This window comes from Microcoleus sp. N3A4, assembly GCF_036701805.1.
Taxonomy (GTDB): domain Bacteria; phylum Cyanobacteriota; class Cyanobacteriia; order Cyanobacteriales; family Microcoleaceae; genus Microcoleus.
This window is the reverse complement of sequence record NZ_JAUBRJ010000041.1, coordinates 1-24,218: the sequence shown is the minus strand read 5'-3', so window position 1 is coordinate 24,218 and position 24,218 is coordinate 1. Positions and strand designations below refer to the sequence as shown.

The 24,218-nt window shown below is 43.2% G+C and carries 16 protein-coding genes and 1 pseudogene; 9 read left to right on the top strand and 8 right to left on the bottom strand.

The window, feature by feature from the left end:
* The first annotated feature begins 56 nt into the window (after nucleotides 1-56).
* The 3 genes from QUA56_RS22075 (at nucleotide 57) to QUA56_RS22065 (ending at nucleotide 5,145) form a co-directional block, all read left to right on the top strand.
* Nucleotides 57-905 carry a lipase family protein gene (locus QUA56_RS22075; RefSeq protein ID WP_333361496.1) on the top strand — a complete coding sequence of 283 codons (849 nt, stop codon included), beginning with the start codon at nucleotides 57-59 and terminating at the stop codon, nucleotides 903-905.
* Nucleotides 906-1,404: 499 nt separating this feature from the next.
* Nucleotides 1,405-2,073 carry a VWA domain-containing protein gene (locus tag QUA56_RS22070; RefSeq protein ID WP_333361494.1) on the top strand — a complete coding sequence of 223 codons (669 nt, stop codon included), beginning with the start codon at nucleotides 1,405-1,407 and terminating at the stop codon, nucleotides 2,071-2,073.
* 15 nt (nucleotides 2,074-2,088) lie between these two features.
* A complete protein-coding gene (locus tag QUA56_RS22065) occupies nucleotides 2,089-5,145 on the top strand; it encodes a PP2C family serine/threonine-protein phosphatase (protein ID WP_333361492.1) in 3,057 nt (1,018 codons plus the stop codon).
* A 13-nt stretch (nucleotides 5,146-5,158) separates the two neighbouring features.
* Here the strand turns inward: QUA56_RS22065 and QUA56_RS22060 are convergent, their stop codons facing one another.
* Together QUA56_RS22060 and QUA56_RS22055 are read right to left on the bottom strand one after the other, a co-directional pair.
* Nucleotides 5,159-8,323 carry a pentapeptide repeat-containing protein gene (locus QUA56_RS22060; protein WP_333361490.1) on the bottom strand — a complete coding sequence of 1,055 codons (3,165 nt, stop codon included), beginning with the start codon at nucleotides 8,321-8,323 and terminating at the stop codon, nucleotides 5,159-5,161.
* A gap of 58 nt (nucleotides 8,324-8,381) precedes the next feature.
* Nucleotides 8,382-9,437, bottom strand: coding sequence for an alpha/beta fold hydrolase (locus tag QUA56_RS22055; RefSeq protein ID WP_333361487.1), 1,056 nt, complete (start codon nucleotides 9,435-9,437; stop codon nucleotides 8,382-8,384).
* A gap of 128 nt (nucleotides 9,438-9,565) precedes the next feature.
* Here QUA56_RS22055 and QUA56_RS22050 point away from each other — a divergent pair, with 128 nt between their 5' ends.
* A complete protein-coding gene (locus QUA56_RS22050) occupies nucleotides 9,566-10,135 on the top strand; it encodes a DUF4833 domain-containing protein (protein WP_333361485.1) in 570 nt (189 codons plus the stop codon).
* A gap of 199 nt (nucleotides 10,136-10,334) precedes the next feature.
* Here the strand turns inward: QUA56_RS22050 and QUA56_RS22045 are convergent, their stop codons facing one another.
* On the bottom strand, nucleotides 10,335-12,326 hold the full coding sequence (locus QUA56_RS22045; RefSeq protein WP_333361483.1) for a pentapeptide repeat-containing protein: 1,992 nt from the start codon (nucleotides 12,324-12,326) through the stop codon (nucleotides 10,335-10,337).
* Nucleotides 12,327-12,769: 443 nt separating this feature from the next.
* On the opposite strand from QUA56_RS22045, the gene QUA56_RS22040 reads away from it, so the two are divergent.
* Complete coding sequence (locus QUA56_RS22040; protein WP_333361481.1) at nucleotides 12,770-13,300, top strand: hypothetical protein; 531 nt, start codon at nucleotides 12,770-12,772, stop codon at nucleotides 13,298-13,300.
* A 93-nt stretch (nucleotides 13,301-13,393) separates the two neighbouring features.
* Here QUA56_RS22040 and QUA56_RS22035 read toward each other — a convergent pair whose 3' ends face one another.
* Nucleotides 13,394-15,319: a type IV secretion system DNA-binding domain-containing protein gene (locus tag QUA56_RS22035; protein WP_333361479.1), complete on the bottom strand. Its 1,926-nt coding sequence runs from the start codon at nucleotides 15,317-15,319 to the stop codon at nucleotides 13,394-13,396.
* A 246-nt stretch (nucleotides 15,320-15,565) separates the two neighbouring features.
* Here QUA56_RS22035 and QUA56_RS22030 point away from each other — a divergent pair, with 246 nt between their 5' ends.
* Together QUA56_RS22030 and QUA56_RS22025 are read left to right on the top strand one after the other, a co-directional pair.
* Nucleotides 15,566-16,339 carry a hypothetical protein gene (locus QUA56_RS22030; RefSeq protein ID WP_333361477.1) on the top strand — a complete coding sequence of 258 codons (774 nt, stop codon included), beginning with the start codon at nucleotides 15,566-15,568 and terminating at the stop codon, nucleotides 16,337-16,339.
* A gap of 241 nt (nucleotides 16,340-16,580) precedes the next feature.
* Nucleotides 16,581-17,621, top strand: coding sequence for a DUF5895 domain-containing protein (locus tag QUA56_RS22025; RefSeq protein WP_333361475.1), 1,041 nt, complete (start codon nucleotides 16,581-16,583; stop codon nucleotides 17,619-17,621).
* A 238-nt stretch (nucleotides 17,622-17,859) separates the two neighbouring features.
* Here QUA56_RS22025 and QUA56_RS22020 read toward each other — a convergent pair whose 3' ends face one another.
* The 4 genes from QUA56_RS22020 to QUA56_RS22005 form a co-directional block, all read right to left on the bottom strand.
* Entirely contained in the window at nucleotides 17,860-18,564 is a 705-nt protein-coding gene (locus tag QUA56_RS22020; protein ID WP_333361473.1) for a hypothetical protein, read from the bottom strand.
* Between the two features lie 147 nt (nucleotides 18,565-18,711).
* On the bottom strand, nucleotides 18,712-19,230 hold the full coding sequence (locus tag QUA56_RS22015) for a hypothetical protein (protein ID WP_333361470.1): 519 nt from the start codon (nucleotides 19,228-19,230) through the stop codon (nucleotides 18,712-18,714).
* A 50-nt stretch (nucleotides 19,231-19,280) separates the two neighbouring features.
* Complete coding sequence (locus QUA56_RS22010) at nucleotides 19,281-21,587, bottom strand: M23 family metallopeptidase (RefSeq protein ID WP_333361468.1); 2,307 nt, start codon at nucleotides 21,585-21,587, stop codon at nucleotides 19,281-19,283.
* Between the two features lie 264 nt (nucleotides 21,588-21,851).
* Nucleotides 21,852-22,190 (bottom strand): hypothetical protein, encoded by a 339-nt coding sequence (locus QUA56_RS22005; RefSeq protein ID WP_015211653.1) that lies wholly within the window; start codon nucleotides 22,188-22,190, stop codon nucleotides 21,852-21,854.
* 361 nt (nucleotides 22,191-22,551) lie between these two features.
* On the opposite strand from QUA56_RS22005, the gene QUA56_RS22000 reads away from it, so the two are divergent.
* Both QUA56_RS22000 and iscB read left to right on the top strand, forming a co-directional pair.
* Complete coding sequence (locus tag QUA56_RS22000) at nucleotides 22,552-23,232, top strand: hypothetical protein (protein WP_015211652.1); 681 nt, start codon at nucleotides 22,552-22,554, stop codon at nucleotides 23,230-23,232.
* Between the two features lie 342 nt (nucleotides 23,233-23,574).
* Nucleotides 23,575-24,141 (top strand): annotated as a pseudogene (iscB, locus tag QUA56_RS21995) (RNA-guided endonuclease IscB); the annotation flags it as partial.
* Nucleotides 24,142-24,218: the final 77 nt, after the last annotated feature.

Below are 24,218 nucleotides of genomic sequence, written 5' to 3'. Positions count from 1 at the left end.
ATAATCTATTTTTTATGACCCGATAGATAGACAGTAGACCAACTTAGAAAATGCCAATGAATAATAGTCTGAGCCGCGATCGCGCCCTCACAATGGCGACCCTCTCCCAACTAACATACCTCGCCCACAACGAGGGTACAGAAGTTGTTCGCCACATCCTCAAGTCAGGATGTCCGCCATTCGTGCAGCAGTACCAGACAATTGACTTTCTTCACTCCCCGCGTCTCTTTAGTTCAACAGGTGAGTTGGCTTGCTGTGGGTTTGTTTTGTCTACGCCGAATGAGGTTGCGATCGCTATTAGAGGAACGGAAAACCTAGACGACTACTTCTTTAACTTACTGGTGCAGCCTAACTCAGAATTCATCCATTCTGGCTTCGACAATTATGTAGAGAGTTTCTGGGAACAATTGCAAGACTTCCTTCTGCGAGAAGATAACGCTAGAAAGGATATTTTCGTTACCGGACACAGTTTAGGCGGTGCAGCAGCAACACTGATTGCTAAAAGGCTTCAGGAACCGGGTTTTAAGCCCATAGACCCCCATGTTCTGGAAACGTACACCTTTGGCGCACCGCCAGTTAGTACGGTGAAATTAATACTCGATACGCCACTCTACAGGTTTCGCAATGCTGGTGACTTCATTCCACATTTACCAAAGATAGTTTCTGTCCTAATTAACAAGGTACCGCGTTTGCGAGGGGCGATCGCTAACTGGAAACCAAACCTCTTACAGGAACTTTCCGACTATTGCCATGTGGGCTCTGAGTATCTCATAGACAAGGACTATCAAATCCGTCAGAGCGATCAACCTGATATTGGTAATGTCTGGCAGTGGGTTCAGTTCTCCAAAGCTTTACTGCCACAGCTACGGGTTGGGACACGGAATCAGGCACTAGGTAGGGGCTGAGGAAATAAATAATTTGTGTAAGGATAGATTGAGGCATCTCATCCAAACCCTGATTCAAACCTCGTTGCAGGAACATAGGGCCACTAAGTATGTAGAAATGCTAAACTTTGGCAAACACCCGCCTTGGAGTAACCCAATAGAATAAGTATATTTGTAAGGATTCAGGTCATGTGAAAAGCAGTAAAACCTATACGGTGTAACCATTTAAGCGAATAATCATCAAATATCCATTCTTATTAAGAAACCCTGAAAGCTTTTATTTTCGTACCTATTGAGAATGAATCTGTTGATTTAGCGAAGGCTTTAATTCTACAAGTCCTTCTGTGACTACGTTTCAGATACCTGAATCCTTACGTATATTTAATACATTAGTTAATGGATATTAGCTAATTTTATCACTCAGCGGCTGCATATTTATCGCACCTACACCCGATACATAACCAGAAGGCTGAATCGAAAACAGCCACAAGTTGAAAAACGAAAGTCAAAGGAGAGCCGAATGTCTTTAGAAGAGATCATTAAATTTGCCAAGAACCCTGAACCACGCTGTCCAGTTGTCTTGCTACTCGATACATCTGATTCTATGTCGGGACAGCCTATCAATGAATTAAATGCAGGCGTAGCTATTTTTAAACAAGAGGTTCAGAAGGATGACAAAGCTCGCCTCCGTGTAGAGGTAGCTATTATAACTATTAGCGACGAACAGCCACAGTTAGTTCAACCTTTTGTCACTATTAATGAATTTAATCCGCAGACGCTAACAACAAGCGGCCGGACTCCGATGGGTCAGGCAATTGAACTCGCTTTAGATCAAGTGGAAGTCAGTAAGCAAACTTACAACAACCTTGGCATATCCTACTATCAACCCTGGGTCGTCTTGATTACAGATGGTGAGCCAACTGATGATTGGCAAAATGCAGCTCAACGAGTAGAAGAGGCTACCGCGGCAAAGAAGCTATGTTTTTTTGCCATTGGGGTTAGGAATGCAAACATGGATATTTTAAAACAAATGGCTCCATCTACTACCCCACCAGTAATGCTTGATGGTTTGAAGTTTAAAGAACTATTCCGATGGCTTTCTGCCTCAATGGAGAAAGTTTCCACTAGCCAAATAGGAGAACAGGTCGATCTGCCTTCTATTAGTGGTTGGGGAAAGGTAACAGCTTAAATAAGAGGTTGACTTATGACTTGGAAAGTAATACATAGCAGAGCTATAGGAAATAGCCATCTAAGGGAAAAAAAGCCCTGCCAAGATTATGTAAGTTTTTGGCAATCCCCTGATGGACATCTGCTCATTGGTGTAGTGGCGGATGGAGCTAGTAGCGCAAAACATTCAGATAAAGGTGCAGAAATAGCTGTTAGATGTACAATTCAGTACCTTCAAAGAAGATTGAAAATTTCAGAATTTCAAAATTCAATAAAAGACCTGGACACAGCAAATATCTTTTTTATAGAACTCCTAAAAATTGTTCAAAAAAACCTAGAAAACCAGGCCAATAATAACAGTTACTCAGTAAAAGAATTTGCCTGTACCTTACAGGTTTTTATTGCCAGTCCTAACTGGCTTGCCGCAATGCAGGTGGGCGACGGACTCATTGTAATCCGACAAAACAATTGTAAGGACTATGAGCTACTTTTCCAACCCGACAAAGGAGAATTTATTAATCAAACTACATTTGTCACTTCATCAAATGCCGGGGATAAGATGCAAGTATTTTGTAAAGAAATAAATCTTGATTTTCTTTGTGTGGCAACAGCTTGGTGTGAAAATATAGCTGTTACCCAACTTTTAAATTGGAAACCTTTTACAGACTTCTTTCAACCCCTAGAAAATTGCGTATTGACTGATGAAAGGGAAATTGGCAAAACTAAAATTGATACTTTCCTCAACTCCGAACGTGTCAATAAAGAAACTGACGATGACAAAACATTACTTTTATGTGTCTGGGATGACTCTCCGCCATATCAACCTAAAGCACCTCAAGAAACAGAACCTGTTGCGGTTTGTAATGACAATATCTATGCCAGTCATCAACCGCCTAATTCAAATCATTCACAAATAATTGTAAGGAGACATCGCGTTATGAGTGCAGAGCTAACCAGTAAAATTGCCGATATTATTCGGAAACGTAAAGAAATCGCTGATGAACCCAAATGGGAAAAAGAACGTTTAGATTCTCTATATGCAAAAATCAGTGAACTAGAAAAAAGGCGACAACAGTTTATGCGCTCGCCTGGTAATAATATCGGTTTGATTGAGGGATTGAAAGACATAGATTTTCCTAAACTTTTGTTCTTCATTGAGCAAGAGCAGCAGGTATGGGAAAACCTCTGGAAGCGCTTTAGTCGCGACACCCTTAACATAGGAGTTGCTGGACTGGCTCGCCAAGGCAAGAGTACCCTCCTCCAAAGCTTAACTGGACTTATTAGTGATGATGAAATTCCTAGTAGCGATCGAATGCCTTGCACGAGTGTTCAGAGTAATATTTACCACCTACCAGATGGTGAAACCTATGCTTTGGTATATTTCTATTCTGAGTCTTCTTTTCTCAATGAAGTCATTGCCCCTTACTACCAAAAGTTAGGCTTTGCTTCTCCTCCTAAATCCTTAGCAGAGTTTCGTCAACCCTTACCCCCCCAACCAGCTAACCTGCCTAATCCAGCCGAAACTGAAGCACTCTACAAACATCTTCATGACGATTATCACGCACATATCGATAAATATAGTAATCTGCTTCAGCCACAAGAGCGGGTAGTCAAGATCGCTAAAAATGTAATCAAAAAATTTGTTTCGCAAGAGTATGATGCTCAGGGAAATCCTTTGAACTTTAATCATCTTGCTGTTCGGAAAGTAGAAATTTTCTGTTCTTTTCCCAAGGTAGGTGTAGAAAAAATTGGGCTAATTGATACAGTTGGTTTGGGAGACACAAGACTAGGCGATCGCGAACGGATGATTAAAGCTCTTGGACAGGACACTGATTTTATTCTGTTTGTTCGCCGACCAGCAGCAGGGGGCGATCTCTGGGGAAACAGAGATACAAACCTCTATGACGCAGCTTACCAAGCACTTAAAGATAGATTACTCCTAGAAGAGTGGTCCTTCATGATTCTCAATGATGATGGCAATAACAAGCAACAGTCTAAAGATTTAGAAAATACGAGAATTGATAAAGGTATCCGGGTTTATGAATGCGTAACTGCTAACTGCATAGATTCCGATGAAGCCAACAGCGTTTTAGAGAAAGCCATTGACTATCTGGTAGGTAATTTAGTCCGTTTAGATAGGCAGTATATGTCAGCTTGTAAAAGCCGCATAAAAGAACTTCAAAGTCAAATTAATGCTGAACTAGAAAAAGCCCGACAAGCTCTTGAACAATACGGTGAAGAGCATGGAGAATATGTAAAACTGCACCACCAATTCATGACAGACCTCTACAGTAAGATAGACGAACTTCGTCGTAAATACAGACAAGAACCTGCTCAATCAGATCCTCATTTTCAACGTCAAGTAGATATCGCTATTGAAACTTGCAAAAAATACCCTGGTATCCCTTCAGAAGATGCAATTAACAGCCGCTCAGATGACCAGGGGATTGATGGTACATATTTCTGGTTTATTCAAGAAATGCGAGCCCAATTATTGAAAAATTTTCACTTAATAGAAACCGGATTGAGAGAATCCCTAGAAACCAAGAAATTTGAAATTGCAGAGGTTTTGTGTCAACTGGGTCTTAGGGGAATTACCGAAGAAAAAGGAACTGCTTTCCTTAAAGTAATGGCAGAGCAAATTCCTCCGAATTTGAGTAACTTGAAGCTCGGATTCCAATTTTTATCCACGTTTGATATTTTGTACAAAGGTTTTATTCAATCAATAGTTTGGGGACATCTTAGCAAATTACTTCCACCGGATACAAAAACTCCTATATCAACACCACCTGACGCGAAGAGTATCCAAGAGCATCTCAAGACTCGTCATCAAGAAGCAGTTGATAGCTGCAAACAAGCCTTAAATATATTGGCATTGGCACCATCGGAGATTGGACGCTCAATGGTGGAAGAATTTTCCGACCATATCACTCGTGCTGAGGGAGTGAAACAGGAGTGGGACATATTCCTTGGTACAAAACGTTCACAAATATGGCCTCAACTTAGAGAGTTAGAGCAACGCAAGCGAGTTCAACAAGAATGGATGGCTTTAGTGGACGAGGTAATGTCAATCAACCAAAAACGAGGAAACTGATGACTGAAATGAGTTACCCCAAACCTAATAACTGAGCTATCTTTGGCAACAACCGATTAAATTCTCCAACCAACCTAGCTGTATTGGGTAACTCATCAACCATCCCCCTTAAATACCTGATGGCCGTTTTCCCTAACCTCTGTACTTCCTTTTCTGTAGGATTCTGAGCAGCTATTACTAATACTTGTACCTGCTCTAATGCCTCCGCTTTATCCTCCGGTGTCAAATAAACATCAGCCGCGATCGCCCCTTCCAATTGCTTCAAAACTTCCTGAACTTTCAGTTGACCTATTTCCCGCATTTCTTGCCATGTCCAAGACACTTCCGACGGGTTCTGACAAACTACTGGCAACCAAGTCGCACAGGGAAATTCATCCTCCAAAGTTTGCAACATCTCTCTTGCTTCCCGCGCCGAGGCATATAAAGACTTGCCACCTGAAAAAGCTGTGAGAAAATTCTGTAAAAACTCCTGTGCCACCCGATCCGGCACAGGTTCGCGCATCACAATCATTTGAGGAATGTGCATTAAAGCTAACCTTCGTGCTAATCCCAAACCATCACAGGAATTAAAAATTGCCATCTTTAAACCGCGTTCAATGCTAGTCGATAGAGCATTTTTTAACTGTTCGATCGTTAAACTTTCCTCGTCATTCAGATAAATCCAACCACTTTCGCCATCGGGTTGACTCTCGCTATGTCCTGCAAAACAAAGGATATCCCAACCTAGTTCATCCCGTAAATGTTTATCTAACTGAGTACGACTTGGCTCTACTAAAAGCACTGTTTCAGTATCAGGTAAATTTTTAAGTAACTGTCGATCTGTTTCTGTATTAATTCCTCTACTATCGCCCAACACTGCTAAAATTCTCACTTGATTTCGCAGAGGCGTTGACCGCTCAACTCGCCTATAATTAGAGGTACCAAGAGCAACTTCGGCCTTGCGGTAACGCTCAAACCAATCCCACAAATGCCAGGGAAGTCGTCTAAGTAGATTGTCCTCAGTTTGAACGATAATTCTTACTTCATCAGTTCGCATTAATTCTTCTGATAATGTCATTTGAATTGGATGAAAAGTTTCTGAGTTCAGCCAACTATTTAGAGATTGTTCTAACATCAGTGCAGCAGTGCGACAATCCTCACCAATAGAAACATTTTTAACTTGAGTTTCTCGGCGTTTCATTGCTCGAAAATGCGTTCCCAATTTGGCATAACTAGACTGCCAACGTTGATAATTTTGAATAATCTGGAGGTTTGGATCTAGTCTACCCGGTATTCCTGTTGAAGGAAGCGCACCATCTTCTCCTATTTGCAATATCACCGAAAAACCCCTGTCAAAAGCACCATCGCCAATGATAAGAGCCACTCGCTTACCTCCCCGTCTAAGCGGTTCTGCTTGAGGATGATTAACTTCCACCTCAGTCCGATTGAGTGTAGTATTAACCATATTGGTCAGCATTCTAATTTGATGATCTTTTTGTGCCAATATTCGTAACAAATTCTCGCTAGGAATCTCTTTCAGCCGTTTATAATCTGAAAAATATTCAGCACTCAATTGAGAACGATCAACTCCCGGTGCAGTTTTAGCTTTAATTAAAAACTTATCGCCTTGAACTCCTCGCCTTTCCATCGAAACAATTTCTATTTCCGCCTCTGGATGATTTTCAACTAACTGATGAAAAGCGATCGCGATCGCCCTTGGATCTACTCCCCCATCATGATATAAATCTAAAGTTTTCGAGAGAGGGTAAATAAAGTCAGCAAAGTCACCCTCAGCAAACACTTCCTCTCTATTATCCGGTTTCCGACAAGGGTCAGGATCTTCTTTAGTCGGCAAGTGCATATAAATGTAATCGCACTTTACCTCATCAAGTATCGTTTCACTTGTAATTCCCCAATCTTCGATAAATGCACCAGTAATAGTAGCACCAGTAAAATTTGTCTGATTCAGTAATGTCCGCACCAACCTAGCCCTAGATAAGTCGGCATATATCAAATTAGCTTCACTTAAATCTGCTTCAATAAAACTAGCATCTACCAGCTTAGCCCCACTCAAATTCACTCCCCGCATCTGATAGCCATCAAAATTTTGATTTATGCTTTTTTTAGTAATAACTAATTCTCGGATATTCGCGTTTTGAAGATAGCTTTTACCCACACGAGCTAGGGATATTTCCTTCCCTCCCGACCAGTCAGTGCGAGTGATTCTCTCTGCTCTTAAGTCAGTATTTTTGAGAGTAGCCCCTGTGAAATTAGCTTCCGTTAGATTACTGCCTTCAAAAGTTGTTCCTGACCTAGCTGCCAAAGCGATGATTAGCCCGCGAGTAAAGGAAAACTTTTCATCGCTAGATAATGAATACCAGCCTGTATAACCGCCCAAAAACAATAAAATACTCGCAAATAAAATTGCTAAAAATAAACCAAGATTTCCCGCTTTACCAAGCGCAACTAATGCACGGGATATATTTTCTGCTCCTACTAATTTCCAGAGCTGATTAACAACATTTTCAGGCGCAGTAAAGCTGAGATTTAAACTCAAATTAGCTGTGACTTTCAGCACTAAACCAATTGCTACAGCTACAGCCAAGCTCTCAACCAAAGCCAAAATCCAAATTTTGACTTTAGTTACAGCTAAAACAACTCCCACAGCTATAGCTACCGCCAAAGTTGCTATTACAGCTAAAGCCATTACAAAAGCACCAGCACCTACTCCCGGCAAAGTTCTGAACAAAGTTCCCAGTACAGCAGACAAAGTTCCCAGTACAGATGACAAAGCTACCAGGCCAAATAAAAATCCTTTTTGGATAGTGAAAAAAATAAAAACTGCTAATGCCACTAAAACAATCAAGCCGGAGATAATTTTATAGTCTTGGAAGATGATAAAATCATGCTGAAACATCCCCGCTGCCACAAGTCCAGCTACTCCTGCTACTACTCCTGATATGACTGACAATAATAACCCTCCAGCTACCAGGAGAATTATCCAATGCTGTTGAAGACCTGCTCTGGCATAGTTGAAGTTGACATTTCTGAGGATAGCCTTGGTAAATTTTGCACCTCGGATATCAGCATTAGTAAAGTTGGCTCCACTAAGATTGGCGTGACTAAAGTCTGTGCCAGTGAGGTTTTTTCCCTCAAAGGAGCGCCCTTGGAGATTTGCACCTTGGAAATCTTGAACCATACAATTGGCTAACAAGTAAGGAAATTTTGTGTTTGAGGCAACATCAAAGCAATTTATATCAATAGATTATTGACGCAGACAGGGCCCTATCTAGCAGTCTTTCACAAAACTCTAGAAGCCGATTCATCCCCCAAAAATTATCCTCAGAGCCAGTATTTACGCCAACATGAGCCGTATGACCTCCAAATTGAGTCAGGATGAAATGGGCATTGGGATTGCCGTCAGTTAGCTGTTCCACTTCTGCAATCAGCTTTGGGTCAAACATGGGGTCATCTTGAGAATAAACGATCAGATAGGGCAGTGTCAGCTTATCCAAAAAATAAATAGCACTCGTTTTTTGATAGTATTCAGCAACACTGGTAAACCCGTAGTAATCGATCGCTATTTCTCGATCGAAGCTATCAATCGACTTGATGCGCTCTACAGCACCTGGCTTGACGGTGTAGGGAAAAAGCTGACGGCGTTTCTCTGCTTCCGCACAAAGGTTTTTCACAAAATGTTGTTCAATAATTCGTCCTACAGTTGTACTTCTCAAATGAGCCAGCGATCGCGTCGATTCTAGATGGCAAGAAAGAGCAGCCGCACCGCAAATGAAAGGGCAATCCTGTTCGATCGCTGCTTTGAGTCCCCACAAAGCCAGTTGCCCTCCTATGGAAAAGCCTACCAGAGCTACGCGATCGGGACAACCCATTGCTACCAGTTGTGCCGCCATATTAACTTGGTCTTCCCCTTCTCTCCAGCCGTAGGAAGAAGGAACAGGCGAAAGTTCGGCGGTACGCCCGTGCCCGCGCCAGTCATAAAGTAGCACGGCAAAACCTGCATTGTAGGCTTTACGGGCGAAAATATGAGCATACCAAGCATTTTTTACCTGTGCCGTGATTCCTAGATTGAGGATAATCGTGCCTTTGGCGTGAGTGGGACAACTCCACAACCCCCATAATGGCACTCCTTCAGCTCCAGTAAAAATATGTTCCTGCCAAGGTACTTTGGGCAAATATCTTAACCAAGTGACGCGATCGCCCCACCACCTCCAGGTAGTACCGTACCATAAGTCTGTCGCCACAGTCATTATTGAGCCATTTTTGAGGTACCAAGGTGCTTGATAGGGTAGCATTGTCTCTCTTTTTCACTTGTTAGGCGTTAGGGAATAATGTAAATTTAGAATAACTTCAAACATTTAGGTTCCAGAGATGAACCCGACTTTTGTCACTAACTACTAACTACAACGAAATCAATTCACCCATGTTAAAGCGCCAAAATAAGTTAGCCATCTTGAGTTTAACTAATCTCATCTTCTTGTCTTTTGTTTTACCTTCAAGGGGAAATGATATTTCAAGCGTTTTTTATATATCAAAGAATGATAATGACAACCAAATTCATTATGGTATACGACTCAATCAAAACTGTTTGCCAGAGGGAAGTAATCCTGTCTATGTCTACTGGGTTAGGGAAAACAAAACAACAGGTAATCTTTTATCTGTAGAGGAACCAGCCTACGGCATATCAAGTCAATCAGTTTCAGGAGAAAATGTAGAAGTAATACTCAGATTTTTTCAGAATAGAGGAATTCAAAAACCTATTAGCTTCAAAATCTTTAAACTGAATAATGGTACTTGTAAAGCCCAAGCTTTTGCCAGAATAAATAGCTCTCAAAAGCAACTGTCGAATATTCATATTTTTCTCAAGCATATTTTTAGAAATCCCTTGACTGGTAGTACGATCGGGGGAACAGTAGTTAATCTGACACTGGTCAGTCCAAACAGAGAAGAAGAGGTTATTTCCTGTAATTCAAATTGTCGCTTTGGTATTTAATGAATAGTTAATTAAAATTCCCGTGGCGCTATTTCAGCTCGGTAGCTTATATCATGCCCGGTGGATTAGTCATAATATTGAGAACGGGCGGGTTTACGCTTATTTCTCGCTTGTCATCCTCGGCTTGAAATTAACTCATCAATCTCGATCGGGGTTTTCCATAACTTATTCAGCAAGCCCTATCTAACGGGACATGATATTACTGTAAATCAAAAATTTGGCTAATTTCCTTCAGGATTTTTTTCCCTTCTACAACTAACCTTGCCGTAGATGGTATTTCTACCATTATACCTTTCAAAATTCTGACGGCTGTTTCCATTTGCTGTTTGGGCCATTCTTGAGGGTACATTCCGACTTCGGCTATGACTTTTAATTGCTCTAAGACCTCAGTTCGCTTATCAACTGATAATTCCGTATCTGTTTGTGCAACTGCTTGTAACTGAATTAATAGCTCCTTTAATCGCTGCTTTTCTGGCTCAATAAAGTCAGCGAGCTGACTAATTGTGTATTGGGCATTGTTCAGTTGTTTGGGTAAACTTGTTGGTAAGCCTACAAACATCGTTTCTAAGCTACGGAACTTTTCATCTAATTCTGAAATTAATAAGCGCGGATTGTTTCGCGGTAAAGTTCTAAGCTGATTATAATCATTAAAATATTCCTGACTTAATCGAGAGCGGCTCGCTGACGCTGTAGTTTTGACTTTGAGTAAAAATTTATCTTTACCTCTCTTTTCCATCGCTAAGAGTTCTAACTCTGCTGCTGGATTGTTTTCAACTAAATGTTTGAAAGCCACTGCTACGGCACGGGGGTCAACACTTTGATTGTGGTACAGGTCAAGGGTCTTAATCAGAGGAGCTATAAAATCCACGAACTCTCCTGGTGCAAATTCCTCCTGTCTGTTATCTGGCTTGCGATAAGGGTCGGGGTCGTCTTCTGTAGGCGATCGCATATAGATATACTTGCAATCTACACTATCCAATTTTGTTGTAGTTGTAATTCCCCAACCTTGGATGCAGGCACCCGTCAAACAAGCTAAGGTTAAATCGGCATTTGCAAGCTGTGTTTGCACTAATTTGGCTTTGGCTAAATCAGCACCCTTTAAGTTGACGTTTACCAAATTTGCTCCAATCAAGCTAGCACTTTTTAAATTAGCTTGAGACAAGTTGAGATTTTGTAAGTTTTTGCCATCAAAATTTTTACCTTCTCCCTCTACTGTAATTACTAACTGTCGCAGTTCGGTATCTCCAAGATAACTGGTGCCAACCCGAGCATAGTCAAGTTGTCTGGTTCTCACCCAACGGGTACGGGTGAGGTTAGCCTCTCTTAAATCCGTATTTTTCAGAGTCGCTCCACTGAAATCGGCATCTGTCAAATTTGCACTGCGAAAGCTAGTTCCTCCTGTGGCGGCTAAAGCTACGGCAATTATACGAACCAAAGCAAACTTTTCATCAGTCGCCACCGCTTTCAAACCTGCATAGCGTCCTAACAAAACTATACCTATAGCTATTGCTACAGCCGCTACTTTAGCTACAAGACTCTCATTCCCAGCCACATCGAGTGATTTAGCTATAGCTCCTTGACCTTTTAAAGTTACATCTTGTGCTATGATCCAACCCCCAACTCCGGCTGCCAAACTTGCCAAGTAACTAGCAATTCCCATTGCTCTAATCAGAGTCCTGCTTTGGACTACTACTCTAACTACAGCGGAGGCGATCGCACAAGATAAAGTCCCAATCATTGTCCAAGCTACCGCCAAACCAACAGGTCCCATTCCGGCTAAAATTGGCGCTAGCATACTGCCTATGGGTACAGCGACAGATATTGTCACAGTTAAAGCTAACAACCCTAATACCAAACCCAACCGGAGGGTTGTAACCAGGAAAACTGCCAATGACCCGAAAATAATTACAGCCGGGATATGAGTGAACTCTTGAGTGAATCTGTTACTCAGGGTACTTAGGGTAATAATACCAACTTGCGCCAAGCCAACTCCAGAGAGCGCTGATAGTCCAAGTGCAGCTACCATTGTCACAATGACCCAATGGCGTTGCAGTCCGCCTCTGGCGTTATTGAATTTGCAATCGATCAGCGTGGCGTTGGTGAAGTTTACCCCTCGAATATCAGTGTGGCTAAAGTCTTTACCTGTAAAGTCTTGACCGATGTAGGATTTGCATTGCAGATTTTGAGGCATAGTTGACCTATCAGGTTAATTACAAAGAATTAAGAAACACAAGCTGTTGGTACACTTACAGGCATTTTAGAATCAACTGATTGTGAGGCAATTTGCCGGAAGGCGGCTTATAGTTTAGGGAAAATTCCTCCGGGTTATCCGCTGGCGATCGCTTTTCTGGAAAGGCTGATTGTTTCTGCAACTAATGCTGCGTAGAGGCAGCATACCTCTGATAATTTAGTAACGCTTTCTCCCAACAATCCTGTTATTTACAAATATTTTATAACAAAAATGCTCATTATTAATCAACAGCGTGCAGGCGACTAGCGTCGCGCCCTCTGGGTAAGCTGTAACTGCCTTACCCACCTATGCAATTAATCAACCTCACCGCTCTAAGTTTTCTAGCCCATCCAACACAACTAACAGTTCCCCTTGAATTGAAACAAGAGGAATTTCAACTAATAATGAAACAAACTTTCTTGAAACTCCCCACTGAACCCCTGCTACTTGCGAATCCCAAAGTGGATAGGTGGATTATGGAAGTCAGCTTGCTATTTCCAGAGGTATTTGAATGGGAACCTCCTAAATTCTTAGTTGATACTCAATTTAGCGCTAGGCTTAATAAAGATGTATGCGTGCAAATCAACGCCAATGCAGCTTTTCTTGAACCTCAATCCGTCCATTTAATTGAATGGGCAATCCGCCATCCTGCATTAAATTGGTCTGACCGAGTAAAATTGTGGACAGCAGCCGAATCTCTCTCGCTGTCGCCAGAAAATATCAAGCTGACCGTGTTAGCACTGCACCCCGCCCATCCGGGGACGAGGCGCGAACTCAGTTGGGACAGCCGGCAACACGCACAGGCGAAAGACTGGCTCGCGTCCGCGCTGGCAGGACAGGCGAGATCGCCTGTTGCTGCTCGAAGAACATCACCGCCTGCGATCGCGCCCCTAACTTATTTCGACATTGAGGGAATTCCAGAGGTAGAGATTTAAGTGCGATATGCGATCGCGGCTGAAGAATCCGAATTGAACCCAACTTCCAGGTCAAGACCAATGGAAAATTTTCCATTGGCTCCCACACGCCCGCTAGCGCTTGCCAATACTGCCAGTGGCAAAAACCCGCCTGGAACGCCCAGTTTTACTGACAACTGAGTCTAGCGGGTCAGAGCCAAATTTCTTGCCTGAAGCTGGCGGCGTCGGCGATTGGGATGGAACGTTACCTCCGGCGTCTGGCAGAGGCAGCATCCGTTCTGCTTCCTCAATGCGATCGTACAAAGCGGCTGTAAGCTGGTCAAGACTGGCAAGTTGCACCCGACTCTCCAGCCGCAACCTGACCTCTGCATCCCAGAAAGCCTCGCTCTCGCTTTGCCGCTGCAAATCGGCTTTGGGAATGGGTATGGTCAGCGCATAAGGAATTGACCCCTCGCCGCCGGAACTGTAGCCGGGGTTCGTAATTACACATCGTCCCTGGGGGAACCGCAAAATTTCGTCCACCGAAAACAGTGGCATTTTTTGAAGCGACTCGTTCCAACTAATAGATTGATTGCTTTGAGATTGGCCGCCCATTGAACGGCTGGTGGACTTGCTTTTCAGCAAAACTTCTTTTTCTCCGTAGCGATCGGAGTATTTTTTTGCAGTATCAGTGTTACCGGGATTGAATAAAATGTGAGTGCTGCAAGCAGACGCGATCGCCGCCCCCATTTTCTCTCCGTACCCTTCGTACAGTTGCTCCAAACTCTGAATTCCTAGAATGAAACAAGCTCCATTCGAGCGATATTCGTTAATCCACTGCGGCATCCGATCCAATCGAATGGAGGGAAATTCATCGAGTGAAATAACCAGTGGATCTTTCCGAGGGCGACTTAAGTTGGACACAACGAGGAGGTGAATCGCGGCTGCTAGCAGAGGCCCCACGACGGAGCGCCGCTCGTCATCTAATTTGAAAACAATCATCTGTCGGCCTTCTATTTTCGTTGGGATGTCCGACTTTCCCAAAAATGCTCGCAACAGGTCAGCTTGGATAAAACTGCTGAACGTTCCGGCCGCTGTCGTCAGAATTCCTGAAATAGTTTTTTCTGCTTCCTTAGCGCTCAAAAATTGGTTGAAGCTGGTAGCGACCCACTCATCGATTAGACGGGATTGAACCGCATAGTCAATCCGCTTTACCAAATTTGGCAACCTCAAAATTGCATAGAGCATTGCCATGTCTGGATACCTAGAACCCTTGACTAATTGAAGGAGTGCTTTAGCCAATAAGTCTCCAGCTTTAGAGAAAAACTCATCACTTTTTCCATTGCCTGCACTCGCATTTCTATTAATAACCTGACCGATTTCCCCAGCCATAACCGAATCTTGAGGGGACTTCATAAAGTCGAGGGGATTAATGATGCCTGAATAAGGTTCTCCCGGTGCAAATACCGACACTTGGTAGCCATACCGCGCTGCCAGAGGTGCGTGGAGTTTGAGCTGATCTCCTTTTTTATCGTAGAGAATAATCGGAAATCCTTGCACCATTGCACTTTCTAGCGCCCTATCAATTGTCGAAAAAGTTTTACCAGATCCCGGTGCTCCAATTACTAAAGTTGACCGTTCTGCATGAGGAAGCCAAACAGTGGGAGAAGAACCCAAAGCTGTCTGAATAGTGGTAACAAAACCTCTAAGTTTTTTCCCCTTCCACCAATAGCGAGGACTGCCACACCAGAGCGTAACTTTATTATGCTTGCGTTCCTTAATTTGTTTCAACGCAAGCTGAGTGGCTGCCATCTTTTCGGAAGTTCCGCACACTTTGCCAGTGGTAATTTTGCCCTTTCCATTTCCCAGAAATCGAGACAGTAAGAGGAGGAATATCAGTGCTCCTATTGTTAGATATCCATCCGGGTTATTGTATTGTTGGAAGAGACCGCCTAAGTCGATTGATGATAGAGGTGTGGGTTGCTGGGTTCTCCTCTGGGTTTGAGCGAGAACTGGAGTAGAGTTAGCCTGTGCTATCAAAAATTTAATCTCAAAATTCATAAGTATGTATTTGAATGCAAAAGTTGGTCGCAAGAGCAATTAAATCTGACCTGACTTGTAGCTACAACTTACTGTTGCCAGACAAGTAAGCTTAAATCAAAATTACTCAGTGTTAGTTCAGTCTTGGGAACGAGCAATTACAGCCCACAGTTCTAACTTTCGGTATAAAGCAACCAGCACTTGATATTATCCCTGCTAGCGCAGTCAACAGGATAGGAAGCAAAATTATTAAAAAATATTCTTACCGTGAACAAGAAACAAAAAGAGTGGCTGTCAGAGCTTTTGAAGAGACACCCGGACTATGAATTTTTAAAACGCAGCACCATCAAACTAGGAAGAGGCGACATCTCGCTAACTTTAGAACGTACAGAATGGATCTACATGGGAACCGTTGAAGTAAAATATTCAGGAGCCTATCTACCTGGATTAAAGTGGCATTATCTTAACGCCAGACTATCCAGAACGGGCAAATTGCTTTCCGACTTAACCTACAACTGTAAAGTCGTGTCTTACCCTCACTGTCCGCTTGCGCCTGACTGGTTGACAAAATCTAAATTAGAAGAGGTGAAAATTCAGGAAGGAGAACAGATGAATTTTCCCTTCCACGAAGCTGTACTGATGGTAAGCCAGCCCCCGTTACTGAAAGGGAGTTTTTACCGAGCCAAGCGGTGGCATAGGCGCAAATCAGAACGATCGCCTGTAACAAACAGTCGCCGTACTCCAAAAACTTTCCAGCGCGAACTGCCATTTCTGAAGCCAAAAGTCCTAGCTCCCGATACTAAATTTGTCCCCCTCGCCTGTATTGATGGCTCTCTCGTACAGGTTCCTGAATATCTAATCAAGTTGTTAGAAGAAGCCAATGCTAGCCCATCCGAAAGAGCAGATGCAGCTTCTTTGTACGCGATCGCGGGTTTGAAAGGAGCCATCAACTTTGTAGAAGGACTGCCTCTACTGCGGACAATAGGAATAAACACTTTACCGAGCGTCGATCGCGCCCAATATTGGCAGCGAGGAAATTAAAAGCATTGTGAGTGCTTGATTCTGATAATAGCGCAACTTCAGAAATTGCTGAAGCTGCGCGAGCGCTTTCACAATCGTTATTTTTTTTGCACACTTAATTAGTTTTCCTCACGATTCGGTAGTTCTGTACTACCAGTTATTATTTTTATGACCCTTTAATTTATTTGACAAAATTACTAGGCTTAACTGTGCTACTTCTTACCCTTCTTAAAGGTAAGGCTACCGCCTTGCAAGAACTGCAATGTCACAAACTTTTAGAATGGTTAAAACCAATAGCAAAGCTAAAGCAAAAAGCTCAAATAACGCAGGAATGACTGAAGGCACAATCCCACTTCAGTCAGAAGACCTCGATTTTGAAATTGACCCCGAACTCCTAGAACCCGGTCACAATCAAGTAAGGCGACCAATTCTGCCCTATGGGATTGTTGTTAATGAACAAGTGGCAGGAATATTAATTCCAGAGGATCAGCTAGAAAAAGCGAATTGGTTCGTTATGCCAACAGAAGAGGAAATGACTACAATTGGACTAACAGAAGATGTTACAGGTCTGCTACTCTCTAAATGCCACTTATGCGTGCTGGGATTTGTCCCTGAATACATTCGTTACAAGAATGACGTTGCTAATTTAGGCGGTGCAATGGTCGGGCTGTATGAAGAGTATAAAGCTCAACTTGATAAAAAGATAATGGATGTTGTCAGCGAACACGCCGTTGTCTTTTTAGATGAAAACAATCGTCCCAGACACAGCACGCCTATTGTCGTCAGATTTAAGAATGTCGCACTTTGGAGCTTTAAAGCAGCCAGAGACGAATTCTACCGTTTGTTGGAAAAAGCATTCGCCGACTATTTCCAAATTCCTTTCAGCGGGAAAACCGATAAATGGCGAAGCCTCGGTATCTTAGAAGTTCAGTTCAAAGGAGTTAAAGAAGGCGAAGGTTCTAATAAGAGCTACTGCTGCAAAACTGTTAACTATACCAAGCCAACTGCTGATAATTTTCCCTTACTTTATCTGGGACGGCCGCAGCATAAAAATGTGATTTGGGGACTGCATGATACCATTGCTGGATTCACTGAAACTCCTGCATTACCGGGTACAGCAGAACCACAAATTCAAGTGCTACCACCCGTTGTTAAGAAAATAGAAAATGGGAAAAAGCAGAGTGGGAATCATAAATCTCTTCGTAAAATTGCTACTGAAGTAATAGAGGAAGAGGATGATTTCGACGACTTAGATGAAGAAGATGAGTTTGAGGATGAATTTGATTCGGAAGAAGATGATTAACAGCCTCGGCTAGTTTCTTTTCAAGAAGTGCCTCATATCCAGTTAAGGAGCGAGGCATTTTTTTATTGGTACAGACCCAATACGGTTCAGTTAAAAAATTTCAACTTTTGTAATGCTGAAAGACTAATTCTTGCATTCAATTATTGAAAATCATGCCAATTACCAACTTTAACTGAACCGCATTGGGTACAAAATAGGTGAGCGTGAACAGATGAGCAAGCTCAAACTTTAAAATCGCCTATTTCTTTTGATAAGGAAGTTCAATCAAAGAACTGTTAGCTAACTGGTACTGGTGGCCGTTGAAGCAAAAAGATAACTGCCGAATACCAGTTTTTGACTGCTGCTGTACTTGCAAACAAGGCAAATCAGAGGTTTTTGATGGGTCGCTTACTGCTTGAATTAGCGGTCTTTTCGGTGGCAAATTGGGATTTAAGTAACTAGCAAATACACGATTAGGAGGAGCATTGTTCTTGAATAAATACGCCGCGTATAAGCAACCTTCCGCACCGCAAACTCCAGGACTGTTAAAATTAAAAATAACTAACCTGCCTGCTTGCCCATTTACAGTCCAGGCTAACACATTTGATGCTGAATCTTGGGGGTTAAGCTCAGAATTTTCAGCAACTATGGTTTGAACAGTTTCAACAGGGATGAATCTAGTAGCAGGTGTCCAAGAAATCGTTGTAGCACTGGCGGTACAACCAGCAGTTCCTAACAACATTGATAACAGCAAGAACAAGATGACTCCAAAGCGGAACCACCGCCCAATAAATAAAAACGATGATACTCTGGGCTGAGAATTATTTAGGGAATTAGAAGCCGGGTTTTGGAGTTCTTTATGAGAAGGTTGAGAAAATAGTAATAATTTTTTATTGGCAGCTATGATGGGCGAAGTCCCTATTTGTTCTGAACCCGAAGTTAGTTGTTGATTTTTGCTAAACATCGATTTGACCTCCATGAATTATTTATAAGTAGATGTCATACCAAATCTCGTTATGACAGACAGCTTGCAGATTTACTAAATTCACTTTGAGCAAAGGTTTTATGGTTGCTTGTAGGACTATTACCTTCATCTGATTTAGTATTGGTATCACTTCTTTGGACTGGTTTTACTAAGTGAAGGAACAGTAATACCCACCTGCTTAAATGCCCAAAGTTCCTCTTCCGAAAATTGCCAACCGGGATCTCCAAAATTGGGCTGCAAAGTAGAGCGAAACTTATCAATACTCCCTGCCTTGTTGATAGAGTAGCGCAATTCTCCCAGAGCGATTTGTTTGGCTACTGATAGCTTGACCGCACGGCTGTAAGGATAAAGATCGTTCGTTGGGTTGGAATAAAGCAAGCTACACTGCGTCTCTTGGAGAGAAACCAATACAGAAAATGGCACGGCATCTCCCTGCAAATAGGCATCGAACAAGCGATATTGAGTGCGGCCATCTGTTACTTCAGTTACAAACTCTGTCCTGAGAGTCCCTAGACCAACAGGAAGGCAAGCTGAAGGGAAATCAGCGTTCCGAGTCGGCTGGCTAAAAGCTGGGGGATGGGTGAATAAACTGCTCGACAAATAAACCAAAAAAGCTGTTAGCAAGCCCCAGGTAAATTTCAACATAATTGTCCGTTTTTTCAAGGAAATCATGGTGCAGAACATCTCCGTTTAATTCAAATTCCTTCTTGAGATGGGTTAACAGCCGTTCCATTAATGCGGGTTTCAAAGTGCAAGCTAGGGTCTGCCGTTGTCCCAGTGCTGCCTAGTCCGCCTATGACCTGACCTTGAGAAATGCGATCGCCAACTTTGACTTTCACTGAACCTTCGCGCAGATGAGCATACCGAGTTGTGCGACCGTTGCCGTGCTCAATTTCGATCCAGTTGCCGTAGCCACCGCCGCAGTTCTGTAACCCTTCCTGGCAGTTAGACACCGCTGTCTTGACAACGCCGCCGCCAACAGCTTTTACCGGACTTCCCATTGAGCCGGCAATGGCAATCCCACTGTAGGTTTTCCGCACGCCGGAAACCGGACGAGTTCGCATCCCAAAGCGGCTGGTTACAGGCCCATTCGCAGGTTTGATATACTGACCCGTGGATTGACCGCCGGGGGTAGCACTCGCAGAATTAGAGGATTGCGCCGCACTAGAGGTAGGAACGCAAGCAGCAGTATTCGACCCCGCGACTGTTGTACTTCCCCCTCGATAACGCTTCAAAACATCCTGTCCGTAACTTAAGAGAGTTAAACGACCGAATGTATCCGTTGCCCCGCCATCAACTTTGGAATAATCGCCTCCAAAATGCTTTTGAGCTACTCGCTCAATCAGGCGATCGCCACTAAAAAGACTTCCAGTAGTAGGGTCTTTTTCTTGAGAGGTAGCATTCAGCTTAGAAGCGATACTTTGAGCAAAAACAGTTTCTTGATCGGCAGGTGGAAAAAATTGAAAAAGTTCTGCTTGAGTGGGTTGATAACCCCCTTGTAACTTGGCTAAAAATTGCTCACCTTCTGGTTTAGATGAAATTGAACTAGCAGCGTACTCGTTGTAGCTCATAAACTGGTACTTGCCCAACGGAACCCCGCAATTATTGCCACCATCAGCGCAAACATGAACGCCGACAGTCTCATAAGAACCGCTACTTTCGATATTGGCGATCGCTTCCGACAAAGCGGGAACATTGACTCCTTGAACATTGCCAACTGACACGGGCGCTGGTGCGGTGCTACCCGGAGGGCAAGGAACATTAATATTAGCTGCTGTAGTTACGCCTTTTGTAACAGGAGAAGATACTCCGTCGCGAACTGCCGCAGTTGGTACAGAGGAAGAGCCGCCAGAGGACGATCCCAGCGCCCCAACGAAAATGGGAGAATTAACCCGATAGGTGAAGAAAGGTACTGGGCCAATGAAATAAGGAGAGCAGCCGCAAGGCGAACAAAATCGGAAGAATAGAGCAGTATCAACGGTATCGGTTCGCTCGTCCGGTTCCATGACCACTACCTTAAAAGCGCTGCCAAAAGGCAATCTTCCCGTCGGTTCCTTGCCGCCGTTGACACCTTTAAGACAGCCCGATCCGCCCTCGACTTCCTGGTACTTACCGCTAATCCATTGCTTGCCTTCCAGCGAACCGCGAGCGTTCCGACCTGAATTTTCCAAATCGTCTAGTTCGATGTAAGCGCAATCATTTTCTTGGCAGTTAACTGAGAATCCCTGAACGTCTGAGCCTGATATCGTCTTAGTTCGCCGTCGCTCGGCGGGACCATAAACCGCATCAATTCTCATTACTAAATTGCCTAATTCTGCTATTGGATTGGGAAAACTAGACAGAGGTAAAGCATTCAGCCCAGGTACGTCTTTAATTAAGGTTGTTTGCCAATCTGAAAACGCGCCAAGTTGAGCGCTGCTTAAGTTCGGAATCGAAGATATTGAATACTGAGACAGGTCAATTTCTCCCAGTTTCAACTGACCTAATTGTGGATTGGAACTGAGAACCAGCTCTAGAGTGCGATCGGCTACATCAATGCCAGCAGCTTTTGTTGCTAGCAGTCCCGCCACCGGCGCAATCTCTGCGACTTTAAATTGACCGAGAAGAGGGATAGCCTGAACTAACTGATTTAACGATTGCTTGGCAACTAAAGTAAATGCGCTTAAAGCTACGCTATCTAAATTCAGACCAGCTTGCTGTGTGACAAAACCAAAGGATAACAATTCTGGTTGCAAAGCTGGGCTGATATCGCCCAACATGATGTACTGGTCAGGAGTTTGCCCTGCTGTCCAACTTCGGCTCAAATCATAGCCAACTGCCTGCTTGTACTCTCCCGCTGAAAGGCTTCCCGATTGACTGATGGGTGGCATTTGAGAAAAAGAAATTTGTGTCCAATCTGGCAAGAGGGCGTTAACTGAAGTAGGATTTCCTTGCCTGTCCATCCCTGGTATTTCTAAAATTTTGGTTGGCATTTCAGTTGTATCAGCAGGGGTTCGTGCCATAGCAAATATTGGTTGCTCAAACAAAAGGGAAACTATTAAGACTAGAGAGAATAACGATACTGATAATTGCCAGAATCTTGTTGATAATATTCTTCTCATGTTTGTGCAAAAAACTTTGGTTATTGGTTGAGGATACTGTACAAAAGTTAAGCAATTAAGTGGGAGAAAGGAACCCACCGAACTTGATGAGGCTGCAATTGCGCTTCTTAAAATAAATGAAGCAGCCTACCGAGGCTTTACATGGAGCAGCCTCGGCGTAAAACACTACAGCTCTAAGTCACCGCCGTCGAAATGAGAAGTAACTGTTTGATTTTGATAGGAATTAGCGTCATTTACCCCTCCCTCAAAATAAGGGTTAGGGTTAGCAGCCGTCTCCGTCCACGGAGTATCTGCTAAATTCAAATCGCCTTCAAAAACGTTTTCTCGATAGCCATCAGCAAAGTAGTCGGGAGCCCCGTACCCCTCTGTTTGCTGACTGCTATAACCGTTGCTTTGATATCCGTTAAGGGAGGACTCGCACGGGTTACTTTCATAGCCGCTAACAGCATAGCCATCAGCGCTGTAACCGGGTTCATTGCCATAGATATTGTTTTGCTCGTTCATAAATCCTGTAGCTACAAAGTAGTAAGAATCAACAATTCAGCATAGCTAGGGATAACGAGTGGGGGTTTCATCCGATAGTCGTAATTAAACTACCGCCTATCGGCGGATAGGCTACGGCGCCTTAGTCTATCTGCAAACAACCAAGACCTACTGCTATTGCACGAAATAAAATATAGCGCTGGCATTGCTCTTAATTTCGCCCGCCTTCCATCCAGCAAGGTGGGTAAAAATTACTCAGAAATATAGAGGCGCGTATCTCTGCCGAATTGTTTGCCCAACAGACGGCGCAAATCCCTGTAACTGAATTCGCTACGCGATTTTTCTGACCTTCATTTGTCCCATAATTATCCTTCAAAAAGATATGACTCAGCTAAATCTGTTAACGCCCGAATTACTTGAAGAAATTACCACTCACCCTGTAAAACCTCAGTCCGGCATTTTGGAAAAGCTGAAGCTATTAGCCCAGATAGGTATGCACCGCGACTTAATAGCCGTGCTACTGGAATTGACCGGAATTCCCCTTCCCCTTTTACGTTATTATGCAGGCCCATTAGTTTTACACAAAACCCCCTGGTCAGAAAGCATACCTGACTGGTTGAAAACGGCTTGCTTATCCGATAGGCTCGATTTGATTGTAGAGGAGCACAGCAACAGAATTGTAGGGAATTACTGCACTTCCACAGAAGTCGTGGCTTATATGATGGGAGCTACATTTGAAGCTCCTCTGCACCACAGTTATTACAACGTCTATATGTGGGCAGCACAAGACACATTGACAAGACATAATCGGCTACCAAATGGTTACAACTTGTCCGAATTAGCTGAATTTTCAGCCGTGAACTTTGACAGCATCCAAAATGATTATTACCATCTAGCTAGAGCAATTAGGAAAAGCGTTGTCCGCCATGCAGCATCTCAAGGCTGGGGCAAACGTAAATTGTCCCAAGATAAAAGCGCTGATGCAGATTTACCGACAGAAATGGTAACAGCTAAGTCACCAAAAGATAAGTCAAAAATTGAAGGGCAATTGACTTTATTTTAACACGGAAAAAAAGGCAATGTTCGCGAATTATAGCCCGAATAGCAGCACAATTAAAATGAAAGATACTTCATCGCTTGCAGAAATGCTATGTCAATCACCCACCACTAATCGGGGTACCGATATAGTGGGGGCTTGAAAAAGCCTAGTTGACCAGTCTAAGTGGAGTTCATATTCACTACGTTTAAGGCAAGTGTTAAAAGACCTACCCGAAAATGCGAAGCTAGTTTTCGGCACTAGAACTTAAAAGTTAAACAGGTTTAAGGGTTAAGCCAGTGCTTTTGAGATAGTTACCGACCTTAAACATTGACGAAGCTAACATCACCCAGAAATGGAGTTTTTCAAATGTCCAATTTCGCGTTTGTACTAGATACAACCAAAAGACCACTAGCTCCGGTTCACCCAGCAAAAGCAAGATTGTTGCTGAAAGAGGGGAAAGCGGCAGTATTCAAGTTGTATCCGTTTACAATTATCTTGAAAGAGGTATCTAATGCGATCGGCCCAAATTTAGAACTTAAAATTGATCCAGGTTCCAAAACAACTGGTATCGCAATTGTCCAAGGCAACAAAGTTATATTTGGTGCTGAATTAACACATCGTGGACAAGCGATTAAAGCCAGCTTAGAGTCACGGCGTTCGCTGCGTCGGAGCCGAAGAAATCGCCACACTCGTTACCGTAAGGCAAAGTTCTTGAACCGTACCCGTTTCCAAGGCTGGTTAGCACCCAGCTTACAACATCGGGTTGAAACCATTTCAACCTGGGTGAAAAGATTGCTCAAACTTGCACCTATTAGCTCAATCTCCCAAGAGCTTGTCAGGTTTGATTTGCAACAGATGGAAAACCCGGAAATCTCAGGCACTGAATATCAACAAGGTACTTTACTAGGTTATGAGGTGCGCGAATACCTACTCAATGTGCGACCCGTTTCCGCGAAAACGGAAAGCCTAACGGCTTAAAGTGTAGGCGGAGCAAGGAATCAGCCTTTCGT